This is a genomic window from Desulfatitalea tepidiphila, from assembly GCF_001293685.1.
Taxonomy (GTDB): Bacteria; Desulfobacterota; Desulfobacteria; order Desulfobacterales; family Desulfosarcinaceae; genus Desulfatitalea; species Desulfatitalea tepidiphila.
In genome coordinates this window covers 946,501-967,291 of the sequence record NZ_BCAG01000001.1, presented here as the reverse complement: position 1 = coordinate 967,291, position 20,791 = coordinate 946,501, and the positions used below count along the sequence as shown (strand labels likewise).

At 61.0% G+C, this 20,791-nt stretch carries 14 protein-coding genes; 12 read left to right on the top strand and 2 right to left on the bottom strand.

The genetic code is table 11. The features are described 5' to 3' along the window. Window positions 1-18: 18 nt before the first annotated feature. Both DFT_RS04205 and DFT_RS04200 read right to left on the bottom strand, forming a co-directional pair. A complete protein-coding gene (locus DFT_RS04205) occupies window positions 19-567 on the bottom strand; it encodes a TRAP transporter small permease subunit (protein ID WP_054029964.1) in 549 nt (182 codons plus the stop codon). A 150-nt stretch (window positions 568-717) separates the two neighbouring features. Then, on the bottom strand, window positions 718-1,710 hold the full coding sequence (locus tag DFT_RS04200; RefSeq protein WP_054029963.1) for a TRAP transporter substrate-binding protein: 993 nt from the start codon (window positions 1,708-1,710) through the stop codon (window positions 718-720). A 401-nt stretch (window positions 1,711-2,111) separates the two neighbouring features. On the opposite strand from DFT_RS04200, the gene DFT_RS04195 reads away from it, so the two are divergent. The 12 genes from DFT_RS04195 to DFT_RS04140 all read left to right on the top strand — a co-directional run bounded on the left by DFT_RS04195 (window position 2,112) and on the right by DFT_RS04140 (window position 20,752). Continuing rightward, window positions 2,112-3,083, top strand: a complete 972-nt coding sequence (locus DFT_RS04195) for a hypothetical protein (protein WP_054029962.1) — start codon at window positions 2,112-2,114, stop codon at window positions 3,081-3,083. Window positions 3,084-3,391: 308 nt separating this feature from the next. Beyond that, window positions 3,392-3,907: a thiol peroxidase gene (gene tpx / locus DFT_RS04190; RefSeq protein ID WP_054029961.1), complete on the top strand. Its 516-nt coding sequence runs from the start codon at window positions 3,392-3,394 to the stop codon at window positions 3,905-3,907. Between the two features lie 103 nt (window positions 3,908-4,010). Beyond that, entirely contained in the window at window positions 4,011-5,579 is a 1,569-nt protein-coding gene (locus DFT_RS04185; protein WP_054029960.1) for an ATP-binding response regulator, read from the top strand. After that, a complete protein-coding gene (locus DFT_RS04180) occupies window positions 5,576-7,303 on the top strand; it encodes a sigma-54-dependent Fis family transcriptional regulator (protein WP_054029959.1) in 1,728 nt (575 codons plus the stop codon). Before DFT_RS04185 ends, DFT_RS04180 begins: the two co-directional genes overlap by 4 nt. Before the next feature lie 335 nt (window positions 7,304-7,638). Beyond that, entirely contained in the window at window positions 7,639-8,073 is a 435-nt protein-coding gene (locus DFT_RS04175; RefSeq protein WP_054029958.1) for a response regulator, read from the top strand. Window positions 8,074-8,075: 2 nt separating this feature from the next. Beyond that, a complete protein-coding gene (locus DFT_RS04170) occupies window positions 8,076-11,525 on the top strand; it encodes an FAD-dependent oxidoreductase (RefSeq protein WP_054029957.1) in 3,450 nt (1,149 codons plus the stop codon). Window positions 11,526-11,708: 183 nt separating this feature from the next. Then, the gene (locus tag DFT_RS04165) at window positions 11,709-12,131 is read left to right on the top strand and encodes a hydrogenase iron-sulfur subunit (protein WP_054029956.1); all 423 of its coding nucleotides are present in this window, start codon (window positions 11,709-11,711) and stop codon (window positions 12,129-12,131) included. Between the two features lie 34 nt (window positions 12,132-12,165). Continuing rightward, window positions 12,166-13,305, top strand: a complete 1,140-nt coding sequence (locus DFT_RS04160) for a 4Fe-4S binding protein (protein WP_054029955.1) — start codon at window positions 12,166-12,168, stop codon at window positions 13,303-13,305. After that, complete coding sequence (locus DFT_RS04155) at window positions 13,305-16,745, top strand: response regulator (protein WP_083453309.1); 3,441 nt, start codon at window positions 13,305-13,307, stop codon at window positions 16,743-16,745. Before DFT_RS04160 ends, DFT_RS04155 begins: the two co-directional genes overlap by 1 nt. Before the next feature lie 48 nt (window positions 16,746-16,793). Further along, entirely contained in the window at window positions 16,794-17,369 is a 576-nt protein-coding gene (locus DFT_RS04150; protein ID WP_054029954.1) for a 4Fe-4S dicluster domain-containing protein, read from the top strand. A gap of 71 nt (window positions 17,370-17,440) precedes the next feature. Next, window positions 17,441-18,430, top strand: a complete 990-nt coding sequence (locus tag DFT_RS04145) for a CoB--CoM heterodisulfide reductase iron-sulfur subunit B family protein (RefSeq protein WP_076750334.1) — start codon at window positions 17,441-17,443, stop codon at window positions 18,428-18,430. Window positions 18,431-18,451: 21 nt separating this feature from the next. Next, a complete protein-coding gene (locus DFT_RS04140) occupies window positions 18,452-20,752 on the top strand; it encodes a PAS domain S-box protein (protein ID WP_054029953.1) in 2,301 nt (766 codons plus the stop codon). Window positions 20,753-20,791 lie beyond the last annotated feature (39 nt).

Below are 20,791 nucleotides of genomic sequence, written 5' to 3'. Positions count from 1 at the left end.
CCGCCACCCGAGGCCCGTCTAACGCCCCAGGTCGCCGAGATCTTCTCTCAATACGATGCCCGTGGTATCGCCGCGCAGCATCAGGATGCTTCTGAGAAACTCGCCCACGAACTGCAAGGTGAATATCAATGCCCCGAGCGGTAAAAACGCCTGGGGGATGGCGAGATAGGTCTGGGAAATCTGCATGGAGCGCGATCCGGAGACCACCGAATCCCAGAAGAAAATCCAGGTGTAGTACGTCAGGATCAGGCAGAACCCGAAGGCGATCAGATAGCAGGCCATGTCCAGATAGATCCGCGCCCTTCCGGTCACCGCGCGGTGCAGAAAGGTCATGCGGATGTGGCCGCGCTCGCGCAGGGTGAACCCAAGGGCGCAAAAGGTGAGCATGGCCATCAGGTAGCCCGCATACTCCTCGGTGACGTAAAGGGTTTTGCTGAACAAGCTGCGCAACAGGATCTCACACGTGATCATCACCACGCCCAGGCACATCATGATGCCCGAAAGGACCCCGCCGACTGCGGAAAGCCGGTCGAAAGCGCGGACCAGCCATTTGAAAAATGCGTTCATGAAAACTCCCTGGTGTCGTCCCGGTCGGATCGATCCGCAACGCCCAATAGAACAGATTGCCGGCGGACAAGGCGCTTGACCGCCGGCAATCTTCTACATCGTTCAACATGCATTAAGGACAGGTGTTAAATAGACCCGGGGGAAGCCTCTCTAACGGCCGACCTTTTTCAGAAAGGCCGCCACGATCTCGCGTGCTTCCGGCGGTGCGCTCTTCAAATAGTCCTCGCGGATGCCCTTGGTGACGTCGGTCAGCGCATTCATCAACTCATCCGAAGGCGGCACGGTTTCGATGCCGTTGCTGTTGCAAAGGCTCTCTTTTTCCTTGTCCAACGCCGCCACTTGCGCCCAGACCGACGCTTCCATCTCCTTGGCCACGGCCAGCACGGCCTTGCGGCTCTTCTCGTCCAGCTTGTTGAAGGCCTTGAGGTTCACGTTGATCATGTCCACGGCGATGGTGATGTTCAGGGGCTCATAGAATTTGAGAACTTCCCAGAATTTGGCATCCACGGCCGTGGGGGTCGACGTGATGACCGAATCGATCAGGCCGGTGGCCAATGAAGAATAGACCTCGCTGAAGGGCAGCGCATAGGGCGTGCCGCCGGTGGCCTCGACCACCAGGGCGCCGTTTTTGTCGTAGGTGCGCGTCTTGAGCCCCTTCATATCGTCGACGCTCTGCACCTTCTTGGTGGTCCATAAGCCGGCGCCGGGCCATGGCGAAACAAACAGGATTTTTTGTTTCCATTTTTCGGCCACCTTATCGAAGTAGGGCCGGGCGATGTCGTTGAGGAGGCGCGCCTCTTCCAGATTACGGCACAGGAACGGCAAGGTCACCACCTGGAAGATGGCTTCGTCGCCGGCCACGCCGCTGATCAGGATGTCGGACAACGGCACCAGGCCATCCCGCACGGTCTTGAGCAACTCCGGTCCCTTGTATCCGAGCGCGCCTCCGCTGAGCACCACGATCTCCAGTTCGCCGCCGGTCATCTCCTTGACTTTCTTGGCAAACGTTTCGAGCGCGATGGTCTGGTGGTTGTTGGGCGGCCAGACCGAGTTGGCGTTCCATTTGGTCTTGGCCTGCAACGACGTCGCCGAAAAACAGAGAATCATGGCAAAAACCAGGCAGGACAGGATTCGCTTTTTCATGGTCAACTCCTTATTTATAAGGTTTTTGAAAGATGGTGTTCTGAGGGTTTGCAAAATCGCGCCCCCATACTATGCAAGAATGCGACTTTACGCAATGGGGTTGTCAAAAAAACAACCCCGACTATGACCCTCGCGTCCGATGGCAGTGCCGGTAAAAATCGATGAATTCGTAAAAAATCGTTGTCGGACGGTGCCAAAAGAAGTTCAAGATCAAGGCGCGCGAAATTCCGTGTCCGGAGGCGTACTGGTCCTACGCCGCAAGGACGACGGGATGAGCGCAACGCCGATTTTGGACTTCTTACAGCGCCGTTAAAATTTTAATTGTCAAAAGCAGACAGATATGATCCCAATCCGCAGACCGTCATAAACTTTCAAAACCGGTTGAACGGATGGAGAACCCTTTGGAAACCGATCCGACCGCCCGCCGCCCGGTCTGGCCCGGCACCCTCAAACGGTGCGTGGTCGAGGCCGTGCCGCCGGCCCTGCGCACCGGCCGCTGGCTGCTCTCCATCACAGTCCCGGTCTCTTTCGCCGTACTGCTGCTCAAGACCACGGGCGCCCTCTCCCTGCTGGCCAAACTCTTCGCGCCGATCTTCGCCCTGCTGGGCCTGCCCGGCGAATCCGCCATCGTATTCGCCACGGCCTGCCTTCTCAACATCTACTCGTGCATCGCCGTCATCGAGACCCTGGGCATGACCGGCCGCGCCGTCACTATCCTGGCCCTGATGTGCCTGATCTCCCACAACCTGCCGGTGGAAAGCACGGTGCAGAAGAAGACCGGCTCGTCGCTGCTGCTCATGCTCGCCGTCCGCCTGACCGCCAGCTTTGCCGGCGGCTTCGCCCTGCATCTGCTGCTGCCGCCGGACAGCGTCCCGTCCGCGGCCCTTGCCGCCGGCAAGGTGCTCGCCACGCCCGGCTTCTTCGCCGAGCTGCAGGCCTGGGCGGTGAGCATGGCCTATCTGTGCGTCAAGATCATGGTGCTGGTGCTCCTGCTCATGATCCTGCAGCGCATCCTCGAAGCTTTCGGCATCACTGGTCGGATCTCGCGCTGGCTCAAGTATCCCCTCACCCTTCTCGGGGTCCCGCCCCGGGCCGCCTTCCTGTGGGTGGTGGCCAACACCCTGGGCCTGGCCTACGGCGCCGGCGTCATTCTCGACCACGTGAGCCGCGGCCAATTGACCCGCGCCGAAGCCGACCTGCTCAACCACCACATCGCCATCTCCCACTCCCTGCTCGAAGACACGCTGCTCTTCGTGGCCATCGGCGTCTCTGTGTGGTGGATCACCATCCCCCGCCTGATCCTGGCCGGTATCGCCGTGTGGCTCAAACGTTTGGCGGATGGGCTGCCACGCAGGCGATCCCTGGTGTCATGAACGTCATTCATCGGATGGTTTGACAAATCGACGATTGGATCGTAAATCAGCCAAACAAACACGTGGCGGCTATTATCCTGCCTCGTGTTCATCCACAACCAGGTAAATCGGTCATTTTCAAAAGCCGCGTGAAGCAAATTCCAGACTCACCCCCTCCTTCTGCCCGGTAGCGCTTGCATTCGCCCTGCCTGGCATTATCGTTGTTCAATTATGGAATCATCAGCCGACGATGATCCTGTAACCGAAAGATAACCCTTTCGACACCCGCCGGTTCAATCCGGAGGCGACATATTTCAAAAGGAGGCATCATGGACGCGAGACCCAATGCTGTTACCCTGCACGGCAACCCGTTGACCCTGCTGGGCAGTGAAATCAAGATCGGTCAGAAGCTGCCCGATGCGGAGCTGTTGAACAATGACCTAAAGCCGGTGAGATTATCCGATTACAAGGGCAAAATCGTGGTGGTATCGGTGGTCCCCTCTTTGGACACCCCGGTGTGCGACATGCAAACGCGCCGCTTCAACTCCGAGGCCGCCAACCTCAGCCAGGACGTGACGATTCTCACCATCAGCATGGACCTGCCCTTTGCGCAGAAGCGATGGTGTGGCGCGGCCGGCGTGGATCGAGTCACCACCCTATCGGATCACCGCGCGGCGGCCTTCGGCGAAGCGGCCGGACTGTTGATCAAGGAGCTGCGTTTGCTGGCCCGGGCGGTCCTGGTGGTCGACCGGGAAGGAGTGGTACGCTACTACCAGCTGGTCAAGGAGGTTGGCGAGGAGCCCAATTACGATACGGCCCTGTCTGCTGTCAAGGAACTGGTGTAAAGGCCGGAGTGCCGCATTGACGCCGTCAACGCGTTTACCTATAATCTGGATAATCATCCTGGTTCTTTAACCCGCCCACACCCAACATCGACAGGGGACCGGCATGGGGCAAAACGCAGACTGGCGCATTCTGGTCGTGGACGACGAAAAAGACGTTCGCGAGGTGTTGGCCCTTACCCTGAGCGACGCGGGCTACACGATCGCCACGGCCTCCGACGGTCAGGCGGCGCTCGAGCAATGCGAACGGTATGATCCACACATCGTGCTCACGGACATTCGCATGCCGCGCCTGGACGGCCTCGCGCTGCTGGAAAAAATCAAGCAGCACCATCCCGATATCGAGGTGATCGTGGCCACGGCCTTCGGGGATATCGCCTCGGCGGTGCGCGCCCTGCATCTGGATGCATCCGATTTCATCACCAAGCCCATCGACAGCAATGTGCTGATGGTGTCGCTCGAGCGCGCCCGGCAGCGTGTCACGACCCGCCGGCAGCTCAAGGCGTACACCCGCCACCTCGAAGAGGGCTGGGACGATACCACCCAACAGCTGCTGGAAACCTTCGCCTACCAGCGCAAGCTGATCGAAAGCTCCATCGATGGCATCCTGGGATGCGACGGGAACGAACGGGTGGTCACCTACAATGCGAGCCTGGAAGCGATGCTGGGCTGTCCCAAGCAGGAAGTCCTGCAGCGCATGCGGCTGAGCCAATTCTTCGCACCGGCGGAATACGACGCCTTCAAGAAGGCACTGGCAGAAAATTGCCACGGTGGTCCCAACCGCCTCTATCTTTACGAAAGCTGCTTACGCGCGAGCGACGGAAAAGCCATTCCGGTCCAATTGTCCGCAGCACCCATCGGCGACCGGGAGCATGCCGAGGGCCTGGTCTGTTTTGTCCGGGATCTCCGCAAAATCCGCCAACTCGAACAGCAGATGGCCGATCAGGCGCGCATCCTGCACCAGGACAAGATGATCTCCCTGGGGCGGCTGGCGGCCAGCGTGGCCCACGAGATAAACAACCCGCTGGCCGGCGTGCTCAACTATCTGCGCCTCATGCTGCACACTTCCGAGCGGCCGCCGCTCAACGCCGATCGCGTGGCTCAATTCCGCCGCTACACCACGATCTGCGAACAGGAGATCGCGCGCTGCGCCCGCATCGTGGGCAACCTGCTCACCTTCGCCCGCAGCTCGCCGACCGATTTTCAACCGGTGGCCATGACACCGCTGTTGCAGCGCTGTGTGGATCTGAGCCGCCACCGGCTCGACCTCCAACACATCGAGCTGATCCATCGATGGCCGGAATCGCTGCCCACGGTCATCGGCGATGCGAACCAGCTGCAACAGTGCCTGCTCAACCTGATCTTCAACGCCATCGATGCCATGCCCAACGGGGGGCGGTTGGAGATCATCGCCCGGGGCGACCATCGCCGAGCGACATTGGAGATCGCGGTCAGCGACACGGGCTGCGGGATCGCCCCGGAAGTCGCACCCCACGTGTTCGAACCTTTTTTCACGACCAAACAGGACGGGGGCGGCACCGGGCTGGGACTGGCCACGACCTACGGCATCATCGAGCGCCACAGGGGAACGATCGATTTTGAGAGTCTCCCGGGCCAGGGAACGACCTTCACGATTCGTTTGCCGGCAGGCACCCAAGGAGATAACGCCGCATGACCGCGATTCGCAAACATTCCAATCTGGCCTCCAATCCGGCCTGTGATCAATGGCTGGCCGTTCTGGACGAACTGAACATCGGCGCCTTCACCGTCAACCTCGACCATGAAATCACGGCCATCAACCAATGCGCCCAAGCCCTGATCGGGCTGCGCGCCAACGAAGTGTTGCGCAAGGATTGTCGCGAAGTTTTCACCGGCGTGCCCTGCATGGTCAACTGCATCGTGGGCGGCGGGGACGGCCAATCCCGGAAGTCGACGGTGAACGTCGCCGACGAGGAGATGCGACAGCACCTGATCAGCCGCATGGCCATCCCGATTTACGCCGCAGACCACACGGTGATCGGCTGCCTGACCATCCTCCAGGACCATTCGCCCATCAGCGATCTCATCGAGCGGCTGCGCTACGAGGAACGCAGCCTGAAAAACATCCTCGACAGCCTCGACGTGGGTGTTTTTACGACCAACCGGGGCGGACTGATCACCTTCTTCAACACCGCGGCCGAACGTATTTCCGGTTACGAACGCACCACCCTGCTCGGCCGGCCCAGCACCGACATCTTTGTCGAACCGGGACCCGATGCGCCCTCGCCCATAGAGACGGCCATCCGGAAAAACACGGTCTACCGGGGATTGGAGGGGCGCCTGCGGGACAGCGAAGGGGGCATCGTTCCCATCCGGGCCAACTACGCGGCCCTGCGTGACGAGCGCGAAGCCGTGGTGGGCGGTCTGGTCACCTTCCAGGACATGACACTGGTACACCAGCTCAACCAGGCCATCCGGGGCCGCTACACTTGCCGCGACATGATCGGCAAGAGCCCGCCCATGCAGAAGATCTTTGCCATGATCCCGGCCGTGGCGGCCAGCGACGCCACGGTCCTGATCCAGGGCGCCACCGGCACGGGCAAGGATATACTGGCCAAGATTCTCCATGACGCCGGTCCCCGGGCATCCAAGCCCTGGGTCAAGGTCAACTGTGCGGCGATCCCCGACAGCCTGATCGAATCGGAGATCTTCGGGTATGTCAAAGGGGCCTTCACCGGTGCGGACCGCGACAAACCGGGCCGGTTCCAGGAGGCGGACGGCGGCACCATTTTCCTGGACGAAATCGGCGACCTGCCGCTGAGCCTGCAGGCCAAGCTGCTGCGGGTGCTCGAAGAACAGGAGTTCTACCCCTTGGGCAGCCGGCGCACCCAGCGGGTGAATGTGCGCATCATCTCGGCCACCAACCGCCGGCTGGAGCAACTGGTCAAGGACGGCCTGTTTCGGGAAGACCTGTTTTACCGCTTGAAAGTCCTGCGCATCGAGCTGCCTGCCCTGGAGGAGCGGCGCGACGACCTGCCGTTGCTGATCCGCCACGTAATGCGCAAGCTCTGCGCGGCCCAGGGGGCGCCGCCGCCCGCCATATCCGACCAAGCCATGGCGATCCTGCTCAATTACAAGTATCCCGGCAACGTGCGCGAACTGGAGAATATCATCGAACATGCTCTGATCCTGTGCGGCACGGGCCCTATCCGTAAATGCCATCTGCCCGAAGACCTTCTCGCTCCTTTTCCGGCGCCTGTATGCCCACCGAGCGGGCAGAAGGCGCCGCCTGCGGACGAGGCCGGACAGATCGCCGCCACTCTGGCCAAATATTACGGCCACCGGGGCCGAACCGCCAGGAGCCTGGGCATGGACCGCACCACCCTCTGGCGCAAGATCAAGCGCTACGGGTTGGCGTAAGTGTTTCACCCCGGTGCAACATGCAAATGGATCTCACCCGTGAAAGTGAGGCGCAGGAGACGACTTGTGAAACATTTTTGTTTCATTCTATTATGATATTAATGTTTAAATTTAGTAGATTATTGTTGTACTCAACGCTTTTGTTCCATTATTGCAACATATCCCCGTTCCAGAATCGCCCTTTACCTCCCGCGTAAAATTCGGCATAGCCGTATAATTTCATGCCGTTATATGCCTTCACACGGTCATGGCACATCCTGTGCGTATACCTCCCTTCAATCGGATTGGCCGAACGCACCACCCTTTTTAACCATAGAGGTCGAAAAGGAGAGATCGTGCCGGCAACCCAACTCAAGATTCTCGTCATCGAGAACGAGCCCGATCGTCTGATCTATATTACCAATCTCCTCAAGGCCCACGGGTTCGATCCACTGACCGCCGACAATTCCAGCGAGGCGTTGTCAAAGGCACGCACGCGCAATCTCTCCCTCATCGTCCTGGACGCCATGCTGCCGGCGGAGCAGATTCAATCGATATATGGCCGGCTCAAAGCAGACCCGGCGCTTTGCCGGCTGCCGGTGGTCATGCTCTCCAACCTGACACGGCGCACAGGGGGGCCCTATCAGACACAACCCTATGCTCCTACCATCGGGCGGCTGCCGTCCCCCGAGGCATTCTTGCCCAATCCCCCCGAAGCCGAGGATTTCATAGCAGTGGTGCGGCGCCTGACAGGCACGTCCAAAAACAGCCGCAACACGGAAAGGGTCTGACCATGCGAATCGGTGTATATGTCTGCCATTGCGGCATCAACATCTCCCACCGGGTGGATGTGGCGGCCGTAGCCGAATTTGCCAAACAGCTCGAGGGAGTGGTCGCGGCCCGGGACTACCGGTTTATGTGTTCCGATCCCGGACAGGCCATGATCGAGGCCGACATCGCCGAGTATCATCTCGACCGCGTGGTGGTGGCCTCCTGTTCGCCTCGCCTGCACGGCACCACCTTTATGAACGTTTGCCGGCGCTCGGGCTTGAATCCCTATTATTTCCAGATGGCCTCGGTTCGCGAGCAGGTCTCCTGGGTCACCGAGGATGCCATCCTCGCCACGGCCAAGGCCAAGACCCTGGTGGCGGCCGCTGTGCACCGCGTGCGGGGCCATGAATCCCTGCAGAGCCGATGGGCCGACGTGCACCCGGTGATGATGGTGGTCGGTGCCGGCATCGCCGGCATGCAGGCGGCCCTGGACATGGCCGACGCCGGCCACACGGTTCATCTGATCGAGGCCGGATCCACCATCGGCGGCCACATGCTGCAGTTCGACAAGACCTTCCCCACCCTGGACTGCGCGGCGTGCATCGGCACGCCAAAGATGGTCGACGTGGGGCAGCATCCCAATATCCGGCTGCACACCCTCAGTCAGGTAACCGATGTATCGGGTTTCGTGGGCAACTTCAGCGTCACGGTCCATCAGCAAGCGCGTTATGTCAAGGAGGGGGTCTGCACCGGCTGCGGCGAGTGCGCCAAGGTGTGTCCAGTGTCGATTCCCAATGACTGGGACCAGGGCCTGGGCGAGCGCCGGGCCATCGGCCGATCTTTTCCCCAGGCGGTGCCCATCGCCTTTCAGATCGAAAAGCGCGACACCGCTCCCTGTACGCGCACCTGTCCGGCCGGGGTCAATGTGCAGGGGTATGTCCAGCTCATCGCCCAGGGCAAATACGAACAGGCCGTATCCCTGATCATGGAACAGCTGCCCCTGCCCGGCACCCTGGGCCGTATCTGCCCCCACCCGTGCGAATCCCAGTGCCGCCGCGCCCAGGTGGAAGCACCGGTGGCGATCCGGGCATTGAAGCGGTTTGCGGCCGACCAGGTGTCGCTGGTGGGGCGGGCCGTGCCGCCCATCGACGAACGGCCTGAAAAAATCGCCGTGATCGGCAGCGGTCCGGCCGGCCTCACGGTCGCCTACTACATGCGTCTGAAAGGATTCCAGATCGTTCTTTATGAAGCGCTGGACCGGTTGGGCGGCATGCTGCGGGCCGGCATTCCCGACTACCGGCTGCCGCCCGAGGTGCTGGACCGGGAGATCGATCACATCCTGAGATTGGGCGTCGAAGTGCATACCGGTCGTCGCCTGGGGCGTGATTTTACTTTGTCCAACCTGAAGGAACAGGGGTTTGCGGCCATCTTCCTCGGGATCGGGGCCCACAAGGCCATGCAGCTGAACATCGAGGGCGAATCGGACGGTGACGGCGTCGTCGACGGCGTTCGTTTCCTGCGCGCGGTGAATATGGGAACGCCCATCGCGCCGGTCGGCCCGGTGGCGGTGGTCGGCGGCGGCAATGTGGCCATCGATGCGGCCCGCACCGCCCGCCGACTGAGCGATGCGCCGGTGACCGTGGTCTATCGCCGCAGCGAGCAGGAGATGCCGGCTTATCGCGAGGAGATCGAGCAGGCCAAGATCGAGGGTATCCGGTTCGAATTTCTGGCCACCCCCCTGCGAGTCGAAAGGGAAGACGGACGGGTGGTCGCACTGACCTGCGTGCGCAACCGATTGGGACCGCCCGACCGCAGCGGCCGACGCCGCCCGGAACCCATCGAGGGCGCCGAGTTCCGCGTGCCGTGTGGCACGATCATTCCGGCCATCGGGCAACTCACCGATACCGCCTGGGCAGCGTCGGTGCCGGAACTGCAATGGGACCGCCGCGGCCTGCTCCTGGCCGACCCGGTCACCGGGCAGTCCAGCCTGCCGTATGTATTTGCCGCCGGCGACATGGTGAGCGGCCCGGCCACGGCCATCGAAGCCGTTGGGGCGGCCCATCGGACGGTGGCGGCCATGGACCTGTTCTTGCGCGGTGAACCCTTGACCGACCTCCCGGAAAGGCCGCCCCGGCCCGATGCGGAGACGGCCGACTGGGCCCCGATTCCTGATGACGTCCACCCTGAAAAGCGTGTCGAACCGCCCTTTGTACCGTTCATCGCCGGAGCCGAACCCTTTGCGGAAGTCGAAAAGCCCCTCTCCGAGGCCGAGGCACGCGCCGAAGCCGAACGCTGTCTCAACTGCGGCGTCTGCTGCGAATGCATGCAGTGCGTGTCCGCCTGCGAGGCCCATGCCATCGACCACCTGATGCAACCGACCGATCTCCATCTCCAGGTGGGCAGTATCATCCTGGCCACCGGTTATGACACGCTCGATCCCACCCCCATGACCCAGTATGGCTACGGTCGTTTCCAGAATGTTTTCACCGCCCTGGAATTCGAGCGACTGAGCAATGCCACCGGCCCAACTGGCGGCCGGATTCTCATGCGCGGCGACAGCGGTCGTTTCGAACGGCCGCCGCGGAGCGTGGCCCTGCTGCACTGCATCGGCAGCCGCGATGTCAACTATCATGAATACTGCTCGCGGGTCTGCTGCATGTATGCCCTCAAGTACACCCACCTGATCAAGGAGAAGGTCGGCCATGATACCGATGTGTATGATTTTTACATCGACATGCGCTGCTTCGGCGAAGGATACGAAGAGTTCTACCGGCGCTGCCAGGAGGAAGGCACCACCTTCATCCGCGGCAAGGTGGCCGAAATCACCGACGAAGCGACATCCGAAGCGGAACAGGGCAAATTGATCCTGCTGGCCGAAGACACATTACTGGGCGAAAACCTGCGTGTTCCCGTGGACATGGTGGTGCTCTGCACGGCCATGGAGGCCCGCAGCGATGCGCTGCAGGTCGGCCGGGTCTTCGGCGTCAACCAGGGGGCCGACGGCTTCTTCCTGGAGGCCCATCCCAAGCTGGGGCCGCTCAACACGGCCACCGACGGCCTCTTTCTGGCCGGCTGCTGCCAGAAGCCCATGGACATCCCGGATGCCGTGTCCCACGCGTCGGGCGCGGCGGCCAAGGCCCTGGCCCTGGCGGCCCGGGGCCGGGTGGAGATCGCCCCCACCATCTCCTACATCGATCCGGATATCTGCGCCGGATGCCAGATCTGCATCGGCCTGTGTCCATACAGCGCCATCTCGTTCAACGAACTCAAACAGGTCAGCGAGGTCAACCCTTTGATATGCAAAGGGTGCGGCAGCTGTTCGGGTTTCTGTCCCAGCGGCGCCGCCAGCAGCCGGCACTTCAAGAGTCAGCAGATCTTCTCTGAAATCGACGGCATTTTCGATTCGATCGATGTTCTGGAACATCTGGAGAAGATCGAGGGTTCGGACACGTCGACCTCGGCCGCCGCTTAGGTTGATAACGATAAGGCGTATGAAAGCAGGAAAGTCAGAAAGTATGAAAGTTAAGGAATTCTGCCATCTTATATATAGGAGCAATCAAATTGATGGAACACCTTCGCTTTCATGCTTTTTTACTTTTGAAGTCATCGACATCAGTACCGCCTAAACCCTTAACCGGCTTAAAAGGATAAACTCATGCAATCTTTCGAGCCATTGATCATCGCCTTTGTCTGCAACTGGTGCACTTACACGGCCGCTGATCTCGCCGGCACCTCGCGGCTCACCTATCCACCGAACGTGCGGCTGATCCGCGTCATGTGCACGGGCATGGTGGACCCCCAGTACATCATCAAGGCCTTTCTGGAGGGGGCCGACGCGGTGCTGGTCAGCGGCTGCCACCCGGGCGATTGCCACTATATCAACGGCAACTACAAGGCCCGGCGCCGCATCCGGTTGCTAAAGGAGATCCTGCCCCAGTTCGGCTTTGAAGCCGACCGGCTGCAGCTCACCTGGATCGGTGCCAGCGACGGCATCCAGTTCACCCAGACCATGCGAGAACTGACCGAGCGCACGAGGGAACTTGGGCCGGTGGCCTCCAGAAGTCAAATGGTGCTCTAACAACTCGAAACCCGAAGCATTGCGAAGGCAGCCTATGCAGACCGTTACGATGGAAGTGAAAAACGAAGATGTCGCGGACGCGATCCGGACGTTACTCGGCCGCATCCTGGCCCTGGAGGAAATCGACGCTGTCATGGTGCCCGGTCGGCTTCCGGGCAGTCGTGCCGTGATGCCCCTTTTGATCCATGATCCGGATCAGCTCGATAACTCCGATCCCCTCTCGCCGGCGTTTGCGCTCAATGCCGCCAAGCAGGTGTGCCGCCTGACGCGCACCGCGACCCCCAATCGGGTGGCCGCCGTCCTGCGCCCCTGCGAAATCCGGGCGTTTATCGAATTGGTCAAACTCAAACAGGGATTGCGGGAGCAGGTGATCATCATCGGCAGCGATTGTCCGGGGGCGTATCCCAACAAGGTCTTCGATGCCCTTACGCACGGGGGAGACGAATCAGGAGCGGATCAAGGCTACATCAAACGCCCATCAGTCGACGAAGGCTCGCTGTCAAAGGCCTGCCGCGCCTGCGAACATCCCATGCCCACGGGCGCCGACCTGGCCGTCTGCCTGTGGGGCGTTGACACCGGCCGGGAGGTGATGGTGGACGCCCAGACCGATGCCGGCCGGGAGATCCTCGACCGGCTGGGACTGAAGGCGGCCCCATTGCCGGACGAACGGGCGGCTGCCGTGGAAACGGTGGTGGCCGAACGCACCCGGTTCCGGGACAGCATGTTTGCAGAGACCGCCGCGGCCACCGACAGCCTGGAAAAACTGGATCACTATTTCGCCCATTGCGTCAATTGCTACAACTGCCGCACGGCCTGCCCGGTCTGTTACTGCCGACAGTGCGTCTTCGAGACCAATCTCTTCGACCACGACCCGCTGCAATATCTCTCCTGGACGCGGCGCAAGGGCATGATCAAAATGCCCACCGACACCATCTTCTACCATCTGACCCGCCTGGCCCATATGAGCACGGCCTGCGTGGGATGCGGCCAGTGCAGCAATGCCTGCCCCAACGACATCGACGTCATGTCGTTGTTCCGCACCGTGGCCCATCGCACCCAGGCCGCCTTCGACTACCAGGCCGGACGGGATGCGGCGGAACGACCCCCGTTGAGCGAATTTCGTGAACACGAGTTCGCGGATACGGCAGGATTGCATTGGCGTAAGGAGGCCTGATGCTGCGAGAAAACTATCACGCCGTTATTATCGGCGCCGGTATCGCCGGCATCCGTTCGGCGCTCGACCTGGCCGAAACGGGATCCGATGTGCTGCTCATCGACCGGGCGGCCCACCCCGGCGGGTTGCTGAGCCGCCTGGACGCCCAATTCCCAACCGATGGCTGCGGCATGTGCAAGATGCTGCCGCTGCTCGAACGCGATTCGGCCGAAGCAACCTGCCTGCGCAAAGGCTTTTTCCATGAACGCATCGATTTCCTGCCGGCCACCGAGTTGTCGAACGTGGAAGGCGGTCCCGGCCGGTTCCTCGTGCGGCTCAAACAGACGCTCCAGGGCGTGGACCCGCAATTGTGCATCGGCTGCGGCGCCTGTGAGACGGTCTGCCCGGTGGACATGCCCGACGATTTCAACAGCGGGTTGAGCCGCAGCAAGGCCATACACCGGGTCGTGCCCCATGCCGTCGTCGGCGCCTATGTCATCGATGCGGCGGCCTGCACCCGCTGCGGCGCATGTGTACCGATCTGCCCCACGGGCGCCATCGACCTTGCCTTCGACCGGCGCAAAGAATTTTCGATCCTGGTGGTGGATGACGAGCTGTCGGTGCGCGATTCACTCAAGGAGTGGCTGCTCGCCGAAGGCTTCATGAATGTGCAGACGGCCGAATCCGGCGCCGAGGCCCTGACGCTGCTCGAGCAATCGGATGTCAAACTGCTGCTCATCGATGTCAAGATGCCCGGCATGGACGGCGTCGACCTGCTCAAACGGGCCAAGGCGGATCACCCCGATCGGGTGGCCGTGATGATGACCGCCTATGCCACCGTGGATACGGCCGTGGAGGCGATGAAATCCGGCGCCCTCGACTATCTCATCAAACCCTTCGACCCCCAGTCCATGCTGGCCATGGTCAACCGGGTATTTCAGGCGACCGTCTCGGTGCAGGAGCGTCAAGTGGCGGCCGGCGCCGTGATCCTGGCCGGCGGCATGACGCTCTTCGACCCCAGCGAAGGGGTCAACCCATACGGGTATGGCACGAATCCCCACGTGATCACGAGTCTGGCTTTCGAACGCGTGTTGAGCGGCTGCGGTCCCAGCCAGGGCCGTCTGGTGCGGCCGGCTGACGGCAAACCGCTGCAGCGGATCGCCTGGCTGCAGTGTGTGGGCTCGCGAGATTACCAAATCTCGGCCGACTTCTGCTCGCGCATCTGCTGCATGATCTCCCTCAAGGAAGCGGTCCTGGCCAAGACAAAAAGCAGCGGCGCGGTCGAAACGACGATTTTTTACACCGACATGCGCACCTTCGGAAAAAGCTTCGAACCCTACCGCCGGCAGGCCGAGGAGGAGCGCGGCGTCCACCTGGTGCGGGCCAGGGTTCACTCGGTGACCACCTCGCCCGAGAGCGGCGATCCGCTGTTGCGCTATGCCGGCCTGGACGGACGGATGCACGAGACGGAGGTGGACCTGGTCGTCCTGGCCGCCGGTTTTCGGCCGTCTCCCGAAACCGAAGCCCTGGCCGAATTGACCCAGGCCGAACGCAACGCCTGGGGATTTTTCCAACCCCAGCCGTTCGCAGCGGCATGCTCCAGCGCCGAGGGTATTTTCCTTTCCGGGGCCTGCACCGAACCGGTGGAAATCAACGCCGCCTTGATCCAGGCATCGGCCGCGGCCCTTGAGGCAGGACGCACGCTGCGCCGCAGCGGCAGCCAACTGGCCCTGGCCGAAGGGCCGGCCGCAAAGGGGGTCGCCCCCGATGCGCCACCGAGAATCCTGGCAGCCATTTGTACTTGCCATGGTTGCCTGGCAGAGGCCCGGAACACCGAGAAGCTGATTTCCGAGCTGACTCGGGACCCGGCCGTGGTTCAGGTGTTATTCGTGGATCAGTTGTGCGGTGCGGACGGCTGGGGGCCGCTCGAGGCGGCCATCAAGGATCTGGCCCCCAACCGTCTGCTCGTGGCCGCCTGTCATCCACTGCGGCACAGCACACACCGTCGCACCCTGTCCCAGCGCACCGGTCTGCCGGAAAACCTGATGACCATCGTCGATATGAAAATCGAACCGACGGAGCCACAGGCCGACACGACTGAGCGGTCGCTGCGGAGTGCTTTGGGCGAACGCGTCCTTTCGGCGTCGTTGCAAATGGGTCTGGCGTTTCTCAAACACACCGAACCTACGGCCCCCGACCGGGAACAGGTGCAACGAAAGGCGCTGGTGATCGGCGGTGGCACGGCCGGCATGCATGCCGCGCTGGCCATAGCGGACATGGGCTACGGAGTCGACCTGGTCGAAAAAGAGAACCGACTGGGGGGAAATCTCGCCTGGTTGCACCACACCCTCGAAGGTCACGCCGTGAAGCCGTTGCTCGATCAACTCGACGACCGCGTGATCCAGCACCCCAAGATCACCCTGCACTTGGAACACGAAGTGATCAACGCCGTGGGCCGGGTGGGAGATTTCCGCACCACGCTGCAAAATGCCCAGGGCCGGACCGAAACCTTGCGCCATGGGGTCACCATCCTGGCCACCGGCGGTTTGGAGGCGGAAGCCACGGCTTACGGCTATGGCACCCATCCGGCCATCGTCACCCAGCAGGCCCTGGAGCGCAACATCGGTTCGGGCGAAGCGGATGCGGCCGCATGGGATGTCGTGGCCATGATTCAATGCGTGGGCAGCCGCGAACCATCGCGCGACTATTGCAGCCGGGTCTGCTGCCCCACGGCCATCAAGCATGCGCTCTATCTCAAGGAGAAAAATTCCCGCGTTCAAATTTACATCCTCTACCGCGATGTCATGATGACCGGCTTCAGCGAAAGCTACTACACCGAGGCGCGTCGGGCCGGCGTGGTCTTTATCCCTTACCGTCCCCAGCAACTTCCCGGCGTCGAAACATCGCCGGATGGCATCGTAACCCTTTCGGTGCACGATCCCATCGCCGAGGTGGACCTGAAGATCGAAGCCAACCTGCTGGTGCTTGCCACCGGCGTAGTGCCCCGCCTGCCGGCCAAACTGGCGGCGTTTTACGGCGCCACGCTGGATTCCGCAGGATTCTTCCAGGAGGCCGACAGCAAATGGCGGCCCGTGGACGGACTGCGCGAAGGCGTTTTCGCCTGCGGCCTGGCGCTGGCGCCGCAGACCATCACCGAAGCGGCGGCGGCCGGTCAGGCCGCGGCCCAGCGGGCCTTGCGCATCCTGTGCCATGAAAGTCTCTCGGCAGGCCATCCCACGGCCGCGGTGCGTCACAGCCTGTGTGTGTTGTGCCAGCGCTGCATCGATGCCTGCCCCTACGGCGCACGCAGCGTCGATCTGGATCAGCGGCGCCTGGTCGTCGATCCGGCCATGTGCCAAGGCTGCGGTGCCTGCGCGGCCGTGTGTCTCAATGGGGCGGCGATATTGAATCACCATGGTGCCCACCAGATGTTGGCGATGATCGATGCGGCGGTAGAATAGGCAGGAAAGCGGACAGTACGAAAGCATGAAAGCAAAAGGAGAGTGCTTATGAGCACCGCAGCGACACACCATGCTTCTACAACCGAAGAACGAGAAGCCAATCCCCTTTCGGTCGTTCAGGAGATGATGCGGGCCTGTATTCAGTGCGGAACCTGCAGCGCTTCTTGCCCCAACGCCTCGGCCATGGACCTGACCCCTCGTCATCTGTGGCGCCTCGTTCAGCTGGGACGCATGGAGAAAATCTTCCAAAGCCACACGTTCACCCTGTGTTCGGCATGCTATTACTGCTCGCTGCGCTGCCCACGCGGTTTGAATCCGTCCGACGCCATGGCCGAACTCAAGCAGATAGCGGCTCGAGGGCATATACGGCAATATGGGGACACCATCTATTTTTGCCGGGATTTCGTCGACAATGTCCGCCGTAACGGCCGGCTGCAGGAGATGACGTTGATGGCCGCCTACTTCATGCATATGAGACGCCCAACCCTGCCGCTGCGGTTCGCATCCCTGGGATGGAAGCTGCAAAGCAAAGCCAAGGTGTCGTTGCCAACGCTGCGCCGTGGGGCCCCCAAGCTGGAGGCGCTCTTCCGCAGGGTCGAGGAGATGGAGGGCGATGGGACCTGATGCCTGCAAACCGTGTCGAGATGGATTGAACGGATTGAACGGATTGAACGGTTGACCCGAGGGAGACTATCATGCAATATCTTTACTATCCGGGCTGCTCTTTGGAAGGCACGGCAAAGGAATACGACCAGGCCACGCGCGCGTTGCTCCAGCGCTTGGAGGTCCGCCTGACCGAGGTGGAAGATTGGACCTGTTGCGGCGCATCGGCCGCACCCGGGATCAGCCGGCTGCTGGCCCTGGCACTGGCCGGCCGAAACCTGGCAATGGCCGAACGGGCCAAGATCAAGGCGGATCTTCTGGTTCCTTGCAGCGCCTGCTATCTCAACTTGAAAAAGACCGCCGAAACACTGCGGGCAGATCCGCAGGCGATGCGGGATACCAACGAAGTCCTGGCCGAGGAGGAACTTTCCATCAGCGGAAAGATCCGGGTGCGCCACCTGCTCGATGTACTGGCCACCGATCTCGGACCGTCGGCCATCGCCGGCAAGATCGCTTTTCCGCTCAAAGATCTGGTGGTGGCCCCCTATTACGGATGCCAGTGCCTGCGGCCCTATCCGATGTTCGACGATCCCCAGAAGCCCACCAGCATGGAGGGTCTGATTCGCGCCACGGGGGCCGAGGTGCTCTCCTGGAGCATGGGGCCGCGCTGCTGCGGCGCATCCCATATGACGACCCACATGGATCAGGGGATGCAGCTGAGCGGCGCCATTCTGGCGGCGGCTCGGGACGCCGATGTCATTGCGACGGTCTGCCCCATGTGCCAGCTCAATCTGGAGGGATTTCAAAAGCAGATTTCCAGGCGAACGGGCCAGGGGGAAGCCATAACCGTGCTCTATCTGCCCCAATTGCTGGGTATCGCCCTTGGTATCCCGCCAAAGGAACTTGGATTGACGTTGAACCTGGCCGTCACCGAGGCATTCAAAAAACGAATCGCCATGAATGAAGATCTTCCGGTGTTGGCAGTCCAACGTCCTGAGACCGGCCGGCAACCACCATGCGAAAACTTGAACGACGATGAACCGATATCTCAACGGCGGACCATGGGCGCACATTCTCACTGAAGACGGGAGCAATGAAATCACATGGGCCGTTCCATCATCCCCCTCCATCAGAGTCTGGTCACGCGACTCATCCTCACCGTCGGTCTCGTGCTGCTGGCTTCGCTTTCGGTATGGGCCTACCTGCATATCGAAGATCAGAAAAGCCGGCTCATGGAGCATATCGTCGCCGGCACGGATCGACTGACCAACACCATCCGCCTGGGCACCCATTACGCCATGATGCTCAATTCGCGTGACGACATCACCCAGATCATCACCAATGTGGGCCGCCAGAAAAGAATCGCGAACATTCGCATCTACAACAAGCAGGGGCAGATCAAATTCTCGAACCGCAACGAAGAGGTGGAGCAGGTCACCAATATCGAGGACGAAGCCTGCTATGTCTGCCACCGCACCGATCCCCCCTTGGACCACCTGAACTTGGACCAGCGCATGCGCATTTACCGCGTCCCTGAAGGGCACCGCATGCTTGGCATCCTCACTCCCATCGCCAATGAACCGGGGTGCAACAACAGCGCCTGCCACTTTCACCCGGAAGATAAAAAAATCCTCGGCGCACTGGACCTGGTCGTTTCCCTGGCCGACACCGACAAGGAGATCGCGGCAATCGAGCGCAACATCATCACCTTTACCGCATCGATCTTCCTGGTCACCTCGGCTATCATCCTCGTGTTTCTTCTGCGATTCGTCAACCGTCCGATCCGGCGCATGGTCGACGGCACACTTCGCATCTCCAGGGGGGACTACACGACCCGCATCGGCATGCGGCGAAAAGACGAAATGGGGTTTTTGGCCGGCGCCATCGATCGCATGGGCGAGGCCATCGCCGAGCAGCAGGCCGCCCTGAACAAGCAGCGCGACGAGTACCAAGAGTTGTTCGAACGGGTGCCTTGCCTGATCACCGTGCAGGACCGGGATTTCAACCTGCTGCGCTACAACCGGGAATTTGCCAAAAGATTTGCCCCCCAGCCGGGAGACAAATGCTACCGTGCCTATAAAAACCGCGAATGCAAATGTGAACCCTGCCCGGTGGAGAAAACTTTCCTCGACGGCAAATCTTACTATACCGAGGAAAAAGGGGTCAACAAGGACGGCACCCAATCCTATTGGATCGTGCGCACCTCTCCCATCCGTGACGCGGAAGGGAATATCGTGGCTGCCATGGAGATCTCCCACGATATCACGGAACGACGCCAACTCGAGGTCGAGCTGGAGAAGTCTGAAAATAAGTATCACGCCATCTTCAGCAACATTCCCAATCCGGTTTTCGTGCTCGAGCCCGACACCTTCACGATTCTGGACTGCAACATGAATGTCGCCGATGTATACGGCTATGCGGTCGACGAACTTGTCGGCACCTCTTTTCTTCGCCTGTTTGCCGAGCAGGAGCACCTGCGCCTCGGATCGGTCATGGCCGATGCGCTGGCCATGCACCAACTGCGGCAGACCCACAAAAGCGGACGCACGATTTATGTCAACATGCATGTATCTCCGTCGGAGTATTCAGGAAAAAAGGTACTGCTGGTCACCACCAACGACATCACCCAGCGTCTGGAAGCCGAGCAGCAATTGATCCAGACCAGCAAGATGGCCACCCTCGGCGAGATGGCCACAGGCGTGGCCCACGAGCTCAACCAACCCCTTTCGGTAATCAAGACCACTTCGAGTTTTTTCATGCGCAAGATAGCGCGGGACGAACCGATCGATGCGCAGACGCTGGCCACCATGTTGATCAAGGTGGACAACAACGTGGATCGGGCCACGCGCATCATCGATCACATGTGTCAATTTGCGCGCAAGTCGGACATGGCCCTGCAAAAGGTGTGCGTCAACGCGGTCCTGCAGAGTGCATTTGAAATCTTCAGCCAGCAGCTCAAGGTTCGCGGGATCGCCGTCAACTGGACGCTGGCCGAGACACTGCCCCGGATCGAAGCCGATGCCCAACGCCTCGAACAGGTGTTTATCAATCTGCTGATCAATGCCCGCGATGCCATCGAAGAAAAATGGCAAAGCATGGGGAAACCGGGTGAAGGCGACCACATCACCATCTCGAGCCGGCAGGAGGGGGAGCGGGTGGTCTGCCTGATCTGTGACACCGGTGTGGGGATCAGCCAGGGAATGGAAGAGAAGATCTTCGAACCTTTCTTTACCACCAAAGAGGTTGGGAAAGGCACGGGCCTGGGGCTCTCCATCAGCTACGGCATCGTTCAAGAGTGCCGGGGAACGATCCGGTGTCTCCCCGGAAGAGAAAACGGGACCTGCTTCGAGCTGACCTTCCCGTTGGCCGGCGAAGGGGAAGGCAGGGAAGCAGGCACAGCATAAATCGATACAGATTGGTTTTTCTTTTTCACCAGGGAAAGG